At 72.1% G+C, this 13377-nt stretch carries 13 protein-coding genes; 8 read left to right on the forward strand and 5 right to left on the reverse strand.

Annotation, left to right across the window (positions count from 1 at the left end; all coding sequences use genetic code 11):
* Positions 1–5: 5 nt before the first annotated feature.
* Positions 6–710, forward strand: coding sequence for a uracil-DNA glycosylase (locus IE212_RS26290; RefSeq protein ID WP_190200433.1), 705 nt, complete (start codon positions 6–8; stop codon positions 708–710).
* A 5-nt stretch (positions 711–715) separates the two neighbouring features.
* Here IE212_RS26290 and IE212_RS26295 read toward each other — a convergent pair whose 3' ends face one another.
* Positions 716–1369 (reverse strand): GntR family transcriptional regulator, encoded by a 654-nt coding sequence (locus IE212_RS26295; RefSeq protein WP_190200434.1) that lies wholly within the window; start codon positions 1367–1369, stop codon positions 716–718.
* A 154-nt stretch (positions 1370–1523) separates the two neighbouring features.
* Here IE212_RS26295 and IE212_RS26300 point away from each other — a divergent pair, with 154 nt between their 5' ends.
* Together IE212_RS26300 and IE212_RS26305 are read left to right on the forward strand one after the other, a co-directional pair.
* Positions 1524–2975, forward strand: coding sequence for an NCS1 family nucleobase:cation symporter-1 (locus IE212_RS26300; RefSeq protein ID WP_190200435.1), 1452 nt, complete (start codon positions 1524–1526; stop codon positions 2973–2975).
* 4 nt (positions 2976–2979) lie between these two features.
* Positions 2980–3702: an aspartate/glutamate racemase family protein gene (locus IE212_RS26305; RefSeq protein ID WP_190200436.1), complete on the forward strand. Its 723-nt coding sequence runs from the start codon at positions 2980–2982 to the stop codon at positions 3700–3702.
* A gap of 164 nt (positions 3703–3866) precedes the next feature.
* On the opposite strand, the gene IE212_RS26310 is transcribed toward IE212_RS26305, so the two are convergent.
* Positions 3867–4835: an expansin EXLX1 family cellulose-binding protein gene (locus IE212_RS26310; protein ID WP_190200437.1), complete on the reverse strand. Its 969-nt coding sequence runs from the start codon at positions 4833–4835 to the stop codon at positions 3867–3869.
* Positions 4836–5104: 269 nt separating this feature from the next.
* Between IE212_RS26310 and IE212_RS26315 the strand changes: the two genes are divergently transcribed.
* Both IE212_RS26315 and IE212_RS26320 read left to right on the forward strand, forming a co-directional pair.
* On the forward strand, positions 5105–7006 hold the full coding sequence (locus tag IE212_RS26315) for an FUSC family protein (RefSeq protein WP_190200438.1): 1902 nt from the start codon (positions 5105–5107) through the stop codon (positions 7004–7006).
* Positions 7007–7199: 193 nt separating this feature from the next.
* Complete coding sequence (locus IE212_RS26320) at positions 7200–7382, forward strand: DUF8839 family protein (protein WP_190200439.1); 183 nt, start codon at positions 7200–7202, stop codon at positions 7380–7382.
* A 23-nt stretch (positions 7383–7405) separates the two neighbouring features.
* Here IE212_RS26320 and IE212_RS26325 read toward each other — a convergent pair whose 3' ends face one another.
* The 3 genes from IE212_RS26325 to IE212_RS26335 form a co-directional block, all read right to left on the reverse strand.
* Positions 7406–9397 (reverse strand): ABC transporter ATP-binding protein, encoded by a 1992-nt coding sequence (locus tag IE212_RS26325; protein WP_190200440.1) that lies wholly within the window; start codon positions 9395–9397, stop codon positions 7406–7408.
* Between the two features lie 464 nt (positions 9398–9861).
* Positions 9862–10293, reverse strand: a complete 432-nt coding sequence (locus IE212_RS26330; protein WP_190200441.1) for a hypothetical protein — start codon at positions 10291–10293, stop codon at positions 9862–9864.
* The gene (locus tag IE212_RS26335; RefSeq protein WP_190200442.1) at positions 10290–10955 is read right to left on the reverse strand and encodes an ATP-binding protein; all 666 of its coding nucleotides are present in this window, start codon (positions 10953–10955) and stop codon (positions 10290–10292) included. Before IE212_RS26335 ends, IE212_RS26330 begins: the two co-directional genes overlap by 4 nt.
* A gap of 258 nt (positions 10956–11213) precedes the next feature.
* On the opposite strand from IE212_RS26335, the gene IE212_RS26340 reads away from it, so the two are divergent.
* The 3 genes from IE212_RS26340 (at position 11214) to IE212_RS26350 (ending at position 13269) form a co-directional block, all read left to right on the forward strand.
* A complete protein-coding gene (locus IE212_RS26340) occupies positions 11214–12074 on the forward strand; it encodes a Sco1979 family transcriptional regulator (RefSeq protein ID WP_190200443.1) in 861 nt (286 codons plus the stop codon).
* Entirely contained in the window at positions 12075–12329 is a 255-nt protein-coding gene (locus IE212_RS26345) for a DUF397 domain-containing protein (protein ID WP_190200444.1), read from the forward strand. It abuts the gene before it with no gap.
* A 136-nt stretch (positions 12330–12465) separates the two neighbouring features.
* On the forward strand, positions 12466–13269 hold the full coding sequence (locus tag IE212_RS26350; protein WP_190200445.1) for an SAM-dependent methyltransferase: 804 nt from the start codon (positions 12466–12468) through the stop codon (positions 13267–13269).
* Positions 13270–13377: the final 108 nt, after the last annotated feature.

The raw sequence follows: 13377 nt of genomic DNA on the forward strand, positions 1-13377 counted from the left end.
GGTCCATGGACGCCAGCGGTCTTCCCCTCCTCGACCAGCGCATCGCGGACTGCCGGGCCTGCCCGCGACTCGTCTCCTGGCGTGAGGAGGTGGCGTGTGCCAAGCGAGCCGCGTACGCGGACTGGACGTACTGGGGGCGGCCGGTACCGGGGTTCGGGCCGGCGGACGCGAGGCTGCTGATCGTGGGGCTCGCCCCCGCCGCCCACGGCGGCAACCGCACCGGCCGGATGTTCACCGGCGACCGTTCCGGGGACGTCCTGTACGAGGCGCTGTACGACGTCGGCCTCGCCTCCCAGCCCACCGCCGTGCACGCGGACGACGGCCTGGAGCTGTACGGCGTGCGCGTCACGGCGCCCGTGCACTGCGCCCCGCCCGCCAACAAGCCCACCCCCGAGGAACGGGACACCTGCCGCCCCTGGCTCGTGCAGGAGCTGCGGCTGCTGCGGCCGACGCTGCGGGCCGTCGTCGTGCTCGGCGCCTTCGGCTGGCAGGCCGCTTTGCCCGCGTTCGCCGAGGCGGGCTGGTCCGTGCCCCGGCCACGCCCCGCCTTCGCCCACGGGGCGCGTTTCCCGCTGGACGGCCTGGAGCTGTTCGGCTGCTTCCACGTCAGTCAGCGCAACACCTTCACGGGCCGGCTCACCCCCGAGATGCTCCGGGACGTCCTGCGGACGGCCGCGCGGGCGGCGGGGCTGCCGGCGACCGCCGCCTGACGGAGCTACGGCGCTTCCTCCCCGAAGAGGTGCCGCACCGTGGAGCGGTAGTTGGTCCGGACGTGCCTGAGCGCGTGCGCGCGGGCCCGGTCCGGGTCGCCCGAGGCGATCGCCTCGTACAGCTCGCGGTGTTCGACGAGGAGCTGGGGCCACTCCTCGTTGCGCCGGGTCATCCAGCGCAGCCGGCCGGCGACCGGTTCCAGAGCCTCGGCCAGCAGGCTGTTGCCGGCCATCGCCATGATGCGGTCGTGCAGGCGGCTGTTGAGGTCCGTGATCAGCTCCGCGTCCCCGTCCTCGGTGGCGGCGGCCGCGCGGTCGATGAGCTCCTGGACCTCGGCCAGATCGTCAGGGGTCGCGCGGGACGCCGCGAGTCCCGCGGCGTAGACCTCAAGGGCCTCGCGGAGTTCGAACAGTTCCTTGACGTCGGTCGGGGTGAGGCGGCGCACGACCGTGCGGCGGGGCGTCTCGAAGTGGACGAAGCCCTCGGCGACGAGCGCCCGGATCGCCTCCCGGACCGGAACGCGTGAGACGCCGAAACGCTCCGCCAGCTCGCGTTCGACCAGGCGGTCGCCGGGGAGCAGGCTGCCCGCGATGATCTGCTGCCGCAGCTCGGACGTGACGCGTTCGCGCACCGCTCCCAGAGGCTCGATCTTCGTCATACAGCCCATCTTCGCCGAGAGGCCGCGTCTTTTACGGAGCGTTAACAGGAGCGATATCCGTCAGAACTGTTGACGGCGAACCATGAGCGCAGTTTGGTATACCAAACTCTCCCCAGAGCAGTCCTCCGTCGTCCCCTTGCTCATGGAGGCCCCCGTGTCCCTCGCCGACCGTGCCGTGACCACCGGCACACCAGCCTTCGTCCCCGACCCACGGCTCACCAACGAAGACCTCGCACCCGCGAAGAAGCGCAACTGGAAGGTCTTCGACCTCTTCGCCATGTGGATGTCCGACGTCCACAACCTCGGCAACTACACCTTCGCGGCCGGACTGCTCTTCCTCGGCATGAACGTCTGGCAGGTCTTCACCTCCCTGCTGGCCGGCTTCGTGCTCATCTACATCGGCATGAACTGGATGGGGAAGATCGGACAGCGCCACGGCGTGCCCTTCCCGGTCGTCAGCCGGATCGCCTTCGGCGTCTGGGGCGCCAACATCCCGGCGTTGATCAGGGCCGTGATCGCCATCATGTGGTACGGCATCCAGACCTACCTCGCCTCCGTCGCCGTCAACGTGATGCTGCTCGCGGCCTGGCCGGGCCTGGAGTCCTGGACGCACAACTCCTTCCTCGGCCTGGACACGCTCGGCTGGGTCTCGTTCATCGCGCTGTGGCTGGTCCAGGCGGCCATCATCAGCCGGGGCATGGAGTCGGTCCGCAAGTTCCAGGACTTCTGCGGCCCGGCGATCTGGCTGGTCATGATCGCACTGGCGGTGTGGATCCTCGCCAAGGCCGGCTGGACGATCTCCCTCACCTCCACCCCGCACCCCGTCTCCGTCGGCGAGCAGTGGCGCCAGTGGTTCGGCGCGATCGGCCTGGTCCTCGCCACCTACGGCACCCTGATGCTCAACTTCTGCGACTTCTCCCGCTTCACGCCCGACTACAGGTCCGTCAAGCGCGGCAACTTCTGGGGTCTGCCCGTCAACTCCACGGCCTTCGTGATCGTGTCGGTCATCGTCACCGCGGGCGCCTTCGAGGTCTTCGGCAAGGAGATCACCGACCCCGCCTACCTCGTCGCCGAGATCGGCAACACCTGGGTGCTGGTACTGGGCGCGCTGACCTTCGCCATCGCCACCATGGGCGTCAACATCGTCGCCAACTTCGTATCACCGGCGTACGACCTCGCCAACGTCTGGCCGCAGAAGATCACCTTCAAGGTCGGCGGCATGATCAGCACGGTCGCGGCCCTGCTCGTCACCCCCTGGAACCTCTTCTCCAACCCGACCGTCGTGAACTACTTCCTCGGCGGCCTCGGCGCCTTCCTCGGCCCGCTGTTCGGCGTGATCATGGTCGACTACTACTGGGTCAAACGCGGCCGCGTGAACGTCGACGAACTGTTCGACGCCACCCCCGGCTCCCGCTACCACTACCGCGGGGGCTTCAACCCCAAGGCGCTGTGGGCGTTCCTGCCGGCGGCCGGGGTCGCCGCGGTGCTCGCGCTGGTGAAGACCTTCAGCGACGTGGCTCCGTACTCCTGGTTCATCGGCACGGCGATCGCCGCCGCGCTGTACGCGGCCCTGTGCCGCCCCGAGCGCGCCACCGCGGAGGTCTGAGGACGTGCGGATCGTCGTCACCAACTGCAACACCACGCAGGAGATGACCGAGGCGATCGTACGAGGTGCCCGGGCCGCCGCAGGCCCGGGCACCACCGTGACCGGACTGACCCCCGCCTGGGGACCCGAGTCCGCGGAGAGCTGGCTCGACAGCTACCTGTCCGCCGCGTCCGTCCTGGACACGCTGCGCACCTACGACGGACCGCCGTACGACGCCGTGGTCATGGCCGGCTTCGGGGAGCACGGGCGTGAGGGCGTCCGGGAGTTGGTGGACGTACCGGTCGTCGACATCACCGAGGCCGCGGCGCACCTGGCCTGCCTGCTCGGCCGCCGTTACGGCGTCGTCACCACGCTGCAGCGGTCGTGCGGCCAGATCGAGGACAGCCTGGAGACGGCGGGCGTGGCCCGGAACTGCGCCGCGATCGTCGGCACCGGCTTGAGCGTGCTCGACCTCGGCGACGAAGAGCGGTCCGAGACGGCGTTCCTGGCCGCCGCCGAACGGGCGTGCGCGGCCGGGGCCGAGGTACTGGTGCTGGGCTGCGCCGGGATGACGGGGCTGCAGCGCGTGGTCGGGGAGAAGCTCGGCCTCCCCGTCGTCGACGGGGTCGCCGCGGCGGTCAAGCTGGCGGAGTCGCTGGTGGGACTGGGGCTCACCACGAGCCGGGTGGGAGGTTACGCGAAGCCGCCGCCCAAGCGGCGGGTGTGGGGGAGGCCCGGACGGCGGTAGCCGCATTCCGTTTCATGCCGACCGGGTGATCCTTCCTGCCCTTCCCTGGACCCCGACCGCCGAGGAGACCGCCGTGCCCGCCCCGTCGGACCGGACCTTCCTCGTCCGCCGAGGCGGAGGCGCTGTTCCGCGCCGGGCGAACCGGCGGCGCTTCATGACCGCGTTCAGTGCCGGGCGAACTGGACGCGGGTCGGCTGCACGGCGTCCGGGCGCACCGCGACGCCGTCGACGGTGAGTTGTTCGCCGTAGATGTCGGTGAGCCGGAGGGGACCGCCACAGCCGGTGCCGTCGGGGGAGAGGAAGTAGTTGTACTCGGTCCGGGTCAGACGGCTCCAGCCGCTGCCCGTGCTCACCTCCAGCCGGGCCAGCGGGTTGCGGTGGCCCAGTGCCTGGATGCCGCACCAGTGGCGGCTGGAGCCGGTCTTGTAGCGGATCGAGACGGTGTCCGACGTGCTCGGGCTCAGCAGGCTCCAGGTGACCGGGATGCGGCCCGCGGACAGGCCGGCGAGCTTGGCGAAGGCCTCCTTGCTGAGGTCGAGCTGCCCGGGGGCGCAGGGCAGCGGGCATTCGTTGGTGACCCGGACCGTGACGGAGGCGCCGCCCGCCGCGCGGACGAGCAGGTACGCCCCGCACGCCTTGGAGGTCTCGTAGTCGGTGGTGTTCATCGCCGCGACCATGAGATCGGGGCTCGGGCCGTACAGGCAGGCACCGTCGCCGTCCGCGGCGTCATAGTGCGTGGCGACTCCCTGGTAGGTGACCTGCGGCTTGATCCGCCCGGCCAGGGGGGCCGAGCCGGACACCGCCCGCGGTGCGGGCCGCGGGCCGGCGGCGGGCGAGGACGGGGCCGAAGGGCGGGTCGTGGTGCGCGCCGGGGCCGGGCCCTTCGTGGACGGCCTCGGTTTCGGCTTGGCCTTGGCCTTGGCCTTCGCCTTCGTCGCCTTCGGGGTCGCGGGTGTGGCGCTCACCCGTGGGCTCGTGGAGGGCGCGGCCGCGGCTCGCACGGTGCCCGGCTCACCGCCGGGGCGGAGTGCCACCACCAGGGACACGAGGAGTGCGACGGCTGCCAGCGCCACCGCGGGGACGAGGGCCGAACGCCGCCCGCGAAGGGGACGCCGATGGGAACGGGAGGCCACGGATGAGTCCTTACCTGGTTCGGGAGATCACGCGCTTGCGACTCATCAGTGGCCGCCGGGCCCGGAAAGGTTGCCGGCCCGTTCCGTGGCGGGCCGATTCCCGCAGGCCGGCTCCCGATTGCGTTCATAAAGAACCCGGCTCTCACGCACTCCGTCACGTTCCGGAAACCTCCCCTCCAGGAACCCCGCCTACTCTGGGCCCCACACCCAGCCCCGGCCACCGTCGCCCGAAGGCCCACCCCTGCCTCCGACGAGACGACAGGAGCCCCGTGTCCCGGACCCGCCGTGTCAGCTTCGCGTTGCCGCCCTGGCTGGCCCATGCGCTGCGCGCCCAGCGCGGCCCCGTGCCGTGGAGTGCCGTGACACGCGGGGCCCTGTCCGCCGGGCCGCTGTTGCTGGTCGCCGTGGAGATCGGGCGTACCTCGCTCGGCGTGGTCGCCGCCATCGCCGCCATGCTCGCCGGGATCAACGACCGGCCCGGGAGCCGGCGGGCCTCGGTCAAGCGGCTCGGCGTGCCGGCGCTGGCAGGTGCCCTGGGCCTGGTGATCGGGACGTATGCCGGACAGGAGACCGGGGCGGTGGTGCTGACCGTGGTGCTCACGTTCGTCGGACTCGTCGCCGGGGGGATCAGCGCGATCGGGCCCGTCGCGTCCGCCGCCGGGACCCAGCTGCTCGTCGGCTCCGCTGTCGGGGCGGGGATGCCCCTGCCGGAGCCGGGATGGGAGCGGGCGCTCGCCTTCCTGGCCGGCGCCGGGTGGCTGCTCCTGCTGCGGCTCGTGCTGCCCACGCCCGGATCGCTCGCCGGTGACTTCCGGTTCGACGGAGAGCGCACGGCCGTAGCCGCTGTGTACGACGCCGTCGCCGACCTCCTCGACGCCGTCGGCGGGCCGGACGCCATCCGCCGCCGGGCCGCGCTCACCGCCGCCCTCGACCACGCGCAGGACGCCCTCACCGGACCCCGGTTGCGGCGGTACGCCTCCTCCTCCACCGAGCGGCGGCTGCACGCGCAGTACGTCGCCGCCCTGCCCCTCGCCGAGGCCGCCACCGCGCTCGCGTGGGCCGGACAGGCCCTGTCGCAGCGGGCCTCCGAAGGTCCCAGGCGGCTCGCCGCCGCCGTACGCGGCAACACCCACACCGGCCCGCTGCCCGCGCCCTCCCGCTCGGCGCCCGCGCTGCGCGCCCTCGACGACGCCCTCCTGCACGCCGCTGAGGTGTTCGACCGTGGCAGGGGCTCCGACCTGCTGCACACCCGGGCCCGAAGCGTCAGGGACCGGGTGCGCGCCGCCTTCGGTACCGCCGGACGCGAGTACGGGCTGCGCGTCGCCCTCTGCTTCGGGGCCAGTTCGGCGGTCGCCCAGGCCCTGCACCAGGGCCAGTGGTACGGGCAGCACGACCACTGGTACTGGCTGCCGGCCACCGCCGTATTCCTCGTCAAGCCCGACCTGGGGCCCCTGGCCTCGCGGGTGCTGAACCGGGCCGCCGGGACCGTACTCGGCGCCGTCCTCTTCGCCGGGTTCGCCGCCGTCCTGCCCCGGCCCGACGGGCTCATCGCGCTCGTCGCCCTCAGCGGAGCGCTCATCCCGGTCGCCACCCGGCACTTCGCCGCCCAGACCGCCGTCGTCACCGTTCTCGTCCTCGCCCTGATCATGGTCGGCGGTGAGCCGCAGGCCTCCATGGGGCGGATCGGCGAGACACTGCTGGCCTGCGCGATCGTGCTGATCGTCGGGCACCTGACGATGCCGGGGCAGAAGGGCGGGGGTGTGCGGGGCCGGCTCACGGCGGCGAGCGAGGCCGCCCACGCCTACCTCACCCACGTCCTCACCGAGGCCGACGCACCGCGCATCGGCACCTCGGGCACCCCCTCCGACCACCGCGCCACCCGCTGGGCGCTGCGTCGCGAGGCCTACCGCACCCTCGCCGAGGCCCGTTCGGCGATCACGCTCGCCGCACACGAACTGCCCGCTCTCGCCCGGCACACCGAAGGCGCGGACGAAGTCGCCGACGTGCTCGAACGGCTTGTCGACACGACGACCGCGTGCGCCGTGCACCTCGACGACACGGGACGGATCGGCCCGCGCGACAGGGAGCGTCTCGCCGCCGTCCTCGCCGACCTCGCCGTGCCGGGGGAGCGGGTGGGGCTACGGCTTCCCCGCACGCCCCTCGCCGGGTAGCGCGGCCGGCATGGTGTCACGACGCGTACGAAGAACTGCACGGTAGGTGAACAGATAGGCCAAGCAGCTGAGAGGTTGGTCACACTTGGCAGTGAACGAGTGTCAACTACGTCTCAGAACCGTCACTTCGCGAGCCGTTCACCCCATCGTTGGCGTTTAACTCTACGAGTACAGCGCTACATGGAGGTGCAGGGTGAACGGGCGAATGGTGCTCGAGCGCTTTCCCGCCGGCGGGCCGCGTGGCTCCTGGCCGGCGGAGGAGTTCGCGCAGGCGCGGCGTCTGGAGGGCCTGCCCGCCGAGGTTGTCATGGACCTCGCGACGGACATGTTCCTGGTGATCGTGCGCAGCGGGGACGGCGCCGACGCCACGGCCTGACGCCCGGCCCCGGGCCGTGTGACTCAGCCCGCCTTCGGCGTCGGCACCTTCGGGGCGGGCGCGACCGGAGGAATCGTCGTCGGCTGCGTGGCCGTCGTGGGTGACGTGGCGAACTGCTCCGCCTGGAGCGCGTACAGCTCGGCGTAGAGACCGCCGGTCGCCAGCAGCTCGTCCGGTGTCCCGGACTCCACCAGCCGGCCCTGGTCCAGGACGTGCACCAGGTCCGCGTGACGCACCGAGGCCAGCCGGTGCGTGATCAGTACGACCGTCTGCCCGCTGTCGGCCAGGGCGCGGATCCGCTCGAAGACCTCCAGCTCGGCCCGGGCGTCCAGCGCCGCCGTCGGCTCGTCCACGATCAGGATGCGGCCCCTGCGATAGGCCGCCCGGGCGATGCCCAGCCGCTGCCACTGGCCGCCCGACAGTTCGTGCCCGCCGCTGAAGTTGCGGGCGAGCAGCGTGTCCAGCCCGCGCGGCAGGTCCGCGATCACCGTCTCCGCCCCGGCCTCGGCGATCGACGCGGCCAGCCGCTCCTCGCACACCGGCGCCGATGTGCGCCCCAGAGCGACGTTCACCCGGGCCGTGAACGGCCACCGCTTGAAGTCCTGGGCCACCATCGCGATCCGCTCAGCCAGCCGGTGCCGGTCGGCGGTCGCCGCGTCCACGTCGTCCCAGAGGATCCGCCCCCGCTGCGGTGTGTAGAGCCCGGCCAGCAGCTTGACCAGGGTCGTCTTGCCCGAGCCGTTCTCGCCGACCAGCGCCACGATCCGGCCGAGCGGGAGGCTGAGCGTCACGTCGTCGAGGGCGGGACGGGCGGAGTCGCCCGGGTAACGGAACGTGACGTTCTCGAAGCGGATCTCGCGCGGGTCCTCCGGCAGCGGCGCGCCCCCCACCGGAATCGCCCACTGCGCGGCCTCGTCGTACAGCCGTTGCAGGTCGCCCACGAAGAGCGCCTCCTCGTGGAGCGCGTTGACCTCCACCACGAGCGTGTCGAGGCTCTGTGAGCCGGTGCGGATCGCGATCACGGCCGTACCCGCCACCGACAGGGCCATCGCCCCGGCCAGCAGCAGCCCGCCGAGCGTCGCGTACGTCGCCACCGTCGCCAGGCCCGTCCAGGCCGCGGCGATCAGGCCGGTGCGGGCGGCCAGCCGGGCGAGGCGGGCCTGCTCGGCCTCCGCCGTCTCGGACATCGCGCGGAAGTGCCGCAGCAGGAACGCACCCACTCCGTGCACCCGGATCTCCGGGGCCGCCTCGGGCTCGATCAGAAGGCTGCCCAGCAGCCGTCCCGCCCGGACGTGTTGCACCCAGGCGTGGAAGGACTCGTAGCGCCGCCGGGCGACGGTCAGCGCGCTCCAGGCACTCGGCAGCGTCATCGTCACCAGCAGCGGCAGGAGCGCCGGGTGCAGCACGGTCAGCACGCCGGCCGCCGCCACCAGCGAGATCATCGCGTTGATCACGCGCGTCCCGTAGCTGATCATCCGACTGGCGGAGGCGGCGCCGTACTGGGCGGTGTCCAGCAGCTTGTGGAAGGCGTGGTCCTCGATCGCGGCCAGCTCGACGGCCGCCGCCCGCTCCAGGTACCGCTCGGTCGCCACCCGCTCCACCTTGGGCTCCAGCCGCCCGGTGGCGTAGGTGCTCGCGGCCCGCAGCAGTGCGGCGAGCAGCATCACGACGGCGACCGTGACCAGCGCGGGGAGGGCTCCGCGCAGGCGGTCCTCGATCGGTCCGCCGTCCATGAGCCGGGCCAGCACACTGTTGACCGCGAGCAGGCTCACCGCCTGCGCCACACCCCGGCCCGCCTCGGCGGCCAGCACGACCCGCGCGGCGCCCGGGTCGGCCTGCCGGGCGAGCCGCAGGCTGGACGCCAGCAGGGAGGGCAGCCGGGCGATCATCGCGCGGAAGTTCAGCTCAAGGAACGCGTCGGCGTGCTGGTTCCAGCCCATGTCGTAGCGCAGCGGTCCGCCGAAGAGCAGCCGCTCCGACTCGGACACCTCCGGCGCGGTCCGCTTCTTCCCCACGGTCCACCGACCTCCCCCACCTCGTGCCCCGCTCGTGAGCGGCCCACTATTGCGGGGCGGAGCCCGCTCGGGCAGGGCGCAGCCCGGGGCGCCGGGTGCGTGCGGGCGCACGGCCCGACCGGGGAGGGCATCGGGTGGCACGGGGGCGTGGACCGGTGCCGGTCGTGCGACCGGCCGCGGCGGTCCCTTCAGTCCCTCGGCCGAGCCGTGTGGCGGGTCTGTGTGCCGACTGGTCGGGCTGTGCGTGGGGGGTCTGTCTGCCGACTGGTCGGGCTCGTCGTGGCGGGTCTGTGTGCCGACCGGTCGGGCTGTCCGTGGCGGGTCTGTGTGCCGACTGGTCGGGCTCGTCGTGACGGGCCTGTGTGCCGACCGGCCGGGCTGCGCGTGGCGGGTCTTCGCGTCGACCGCCGGCTCACGCCCGGCAGGATCCGCGCGTCGACGGAGCGGCCCGCGCCCGGGCGGCCTTACGCGCTGACCGGCCGCGACCAGGCCGGAGCTGTTCCCGTCGCGCGGCACAGCGCCAGGTACAGCGGGATCGGCGGGCTGTAGGGAAGGGTGCCGTCGGGGCGGTGGATCAGGTCGGGGACCCGCGCGATGTCCGTGACGACCGCGCCGGTGGCGTACCGCGCGGGGGCCGGCCATTCCAAGGCGTGGTCGGAGTCGGACGGGACCAGCCACCACCAGGTCGTCTCGTCGGCGTAGACGCACCCCACACGGGGCAACCGGGGCATGACCAGGGGGCCGAACCGGGCGGGAACCGCGACCGCGTCGCAGCCGAGCGGGGCGGTCATGCCGTCGGGCACGGGCAGGCGCAGGCCCTGGCCGGGGGGACGCAGGCCGCGCTGGAGGCGGGTCAGAGTGTCCAGGCTCAGGACGCGGCCGGGCCGGGGGTTCATGCCGGCCCCGGCTCTCGGCGCCGCTCCTGCGAGGGAGTCTCGTGTGGTCCCCGCGGCCGGCGCGCATGGTGCGCCTCGTCCCCGTCGCCCGGGCCGTCGGACGGACCCGGTTTCGGGCGGGGGCCCCAGCCGAGGTCGTTCCCGGGCTCCACAGGGTTGCGCGAGGTGTCCGCCGTGCGCGGCAGCTCGGCCCAGACCAGCAGCCCGGGGCCCTGCTCCTGGGCGCCCCAGGCGTCACAGAGGGCGTCGACGAGAAGCAGTCCCCTCCCGTGCTCCTCCTCGGGCCGGGTCCGGGCGGCCGCGTGCGGCTGGCCCGGCGCGCAGCCCTCGTCCCGCACGGCTATCCGTACCAGGCCGTCACCGTCGTGCAACTCGCACACGATGTGTGTGCTCGCCGTGTGCACGATGGCGTTGGTGACCAGCTCGGAGACGACCAGGACCGCGCTGTCGCACGTGTCCTCGCACACCGACCAGCCGGCCAGCCGGGCCCGTGTCAGGCGTCTGGCCCGTGCGGGGGAACCCGGGTGTGCGGCCAGCTCGAAACGGAACCGGCGCTCGTCAGCGGCCCCCGGGGGGACGGCCTCCGTGGCGGCACCGAGGCCGTAAGGGCCTGCGGCGGCGTCTGCTCCTAAGGGCGCGGCGGGCGGAATCACGCTTGCCACTATCGCCCCGCCGTGCACACTTGGCAAGTGTCACTCTGAAAAATGCAGAGTGCTGTGTGACGGTCTGGAAGGCCGTGGCACACTGCTCGCAACAGCACCCGGCGCGGCGCCAGTTGAGATTCTCGAAGAATTGCTCGAAGAGCTGTTCGAAGTATTCGCTCGGATGCTCGGTTCTTCGAGAAGGTCTTCGCACGACGCCGCCGGGCTGTCAGCGTTCTTCTGTGGCCGGCTCGTCGGAACTCTTGGTGGAGGTGGAGCGTGAGCGAACCGCGGTCCGCGCCGACGGTCGGTCAGGTCATCCTCGGGCGACGCCTGTTGGACCTGCGGGAACGTGCCGGGATGAAGCGTGAGGAGGCCGCCCGCATCCTCCGCGTCGCCCCCGCGACCGTCCGCCGCATGGAGATGGCCGAGGTCGCGCTCAAAATCCCGTACCTGCAACTGCTCCTGAAGGCATACGGAATCCCCGACGAGGAGGCCGAGGCTTTCGTCCAGCTGGCCGAGGAGGCCAACAAGCCCGGCTGGTGGCAGCGTTTCCACGACATCCTGCCCGGCTGGTTCTCGATGTACGTGAGCCTGGAGGGCGCGGCCAGCGTCATCCGCAGTTACGAGCCCCACTTCGTTCCCGGGCTGCTGCAGACGGAGGACTACGCCCGCGGCGTGCTCCGCTCCGGCGCCATCGGGCAGACCCGGCCCGACGACATCGACCGTTATGTGGCTCTGCGCATGCAGCGGCAGGAGCTGCTCACCCGTGAAGACGCGCCCCGGCTGTGGGTCGTGATGGACGAGACCGCGCTGCGGCGCCCGGCCGGTGGCCCGGATGTCATGCGCGCCCAGATCGACCGGCTGCTCGATGCCGCGGAGCTGCCCAACGTGACGCTGCAGATCGCCCCGTTCGCGAACGGGCCGCATCCCGGCACGTACGGGCCGTTCGTGCTGTTCCGGTTCGCCATGCCCGAACTGCCGGACATGGTCTACAGCGAGTACCTGACCGGCGCGGTCTACCTCGACGCGCGCAGCGAGGTGGCGACCCACCTCGAGGTCATGGACCGCATGGCGGCACAGGCCGCTACGGCACATCGCACGAAGGAGATCCTCCGGGATCTCCGCAAGGAGCTGTAAATGGAGCGCATCAAGCCGCGCAAACACGTCTACAACGGCATGCCCGCGCGTGACTTGGGCAACGAGGGCTGGCACAAGCCGTGGAGCGGCGGGAACGGCGGCAACTGCCTGGAGGCGATGAAGCTCGCCGACGGCCGGATCGCCGTCCGCCAGTCGACCGACCCGGACGGTCCGGCGCTGATCTACACCACCGCCGAGATGACGGCCTTCATCGAGGGGGCCAAGGCGGGGGAGGCGGACTTCCTGCTGTCCTGACGTGCGTGCCGTTGCTCTCGTTCGATTGACTGACGCCGATGCCTGATTGCTGATCCCTACTTGCTGATCCCTGTTCGCCCACGCCGAATTGCCGTTGCTGAACCGCTGGTGCTGAACTGACCACCTCTTGTGCCTTATGGAGTGCCTCATGACCGGGCAGATCGACACGACCAGACCCCACCCCGCGCGGATGTACGACTGGTACCTCGGCGGCAAGGACAACTACCCGGTCGACGAGGAGATGGGCCGGCAGATGCTCACCCTCGACCCGAGGGTGCCGGTCATGGCGCGGGTCAACCGCGCGTTCATGCACCGGGCCACGCGCTGGCTGGCCCGGAACGGCGTACGGCAGTTCCTGGACGTCGGCACCGGCATTCCGACCGAGCCCAACCTCCACCAGGTCGCCCAGGGGATCGCCCCCGACGCCCGGGTCGTCTACTGCGACAACGACCCCATCGTGCTGGCCCACGCGGCGGCCCTGCTGCGCGGCACCGACGAAGGTGCCACCGAGTACCTCCAGGCGGACGTCCGCGACCCGGACGCCGTCCTGGAGGGTGCGCGGAAGGTCCTGGACCTCACCCGGCCCGTCGCACTGTCGCTCATCGCGCTGCTGCACTTCGTCTCCGACGAGGACGGCGCCCACGACCTGGTCCGCCGGCTGCTCGCCGAACTGCCCTCGGGCAGTTATCTGGTGGTCACCCACGCCACCTCCGATTTCACCCCCGAGGAGTCGAAGGCGGCCACCGAGAAGCTCCGCGCCGCCGGTGTCACCCTGGCCCTGCGCTCCCGCGAGGAGTTCACCCGCTTCTTCGACGGCCTCGACCTCGTCGAACCCGGCGTCGAGGTGCCCCACCGCTGGCATCCCGAACTGGGCGAGCCCGTGCCCGGACAGGACGACGGGGTGATCCCTGGGTACGGCGCGGTGGCGCGCAAGCCCTAGGTGTGCTGTCCGGACAGGTTGGTGACGCGGCGGAGGGAGTCGACGCGATGGGGGCACCGCCCGCGTGAGCGAAGCCGAGGGTGGTGAAGTCGGCGACCGACGAGAACG

The sequence above is a fragment of the Streptomyces djakartensis genome, from assembly GCF_014651075.1.
In the GTDB taxonomy this organism is placed as follows: Bacteria; Actinomycetota; Actinomycetes; order Streptomycetales; family Streptomycetaceae; genus Streptomyces; species Streptomyces djakartensis.

What these genes read in the sequence shown, in the direction of transcription:
- IE212_RS26330 (WP_190200441.1), bottom strand. Translation starts at nt 10,293, where the DNA reads ATGAACCCCCGGCCCGGCCGCGTCCTGAGCCTGGACACTCTGACCCGC.
- IE212_RS26295 (WP_190200434.1), bottom strand. Translation starts at nt 1,369, where the DNA reads ATGACGAAGATCGAGCCTCTGGGAGCGGTGCGCGAACGCGTCACGTCC.
- IE212_RS26290 (WP_190200433.1), top strand. Translation starts at nt 6, where the DNA reads ATGGACGCCAGCGGTCTTCCCCTCCTCGACCAGCGCATCGCGGACTGC.
- IE212_RS26350 (WP_190200445.1), top strand. Translation starts at nt 12,466, where the DNA reads ATGGAGTGCCTCATGACCGGGCAGATCGACACGACCAGACCCCACCCC.
- IE212_RS26345 (WP_190200444.1), top strand. Translation starts at nt 12,075, where the DNA reads ATGGAGCGCATCAAGCCGCGCAAACACGTCTACAACGGCATGCCCGCG.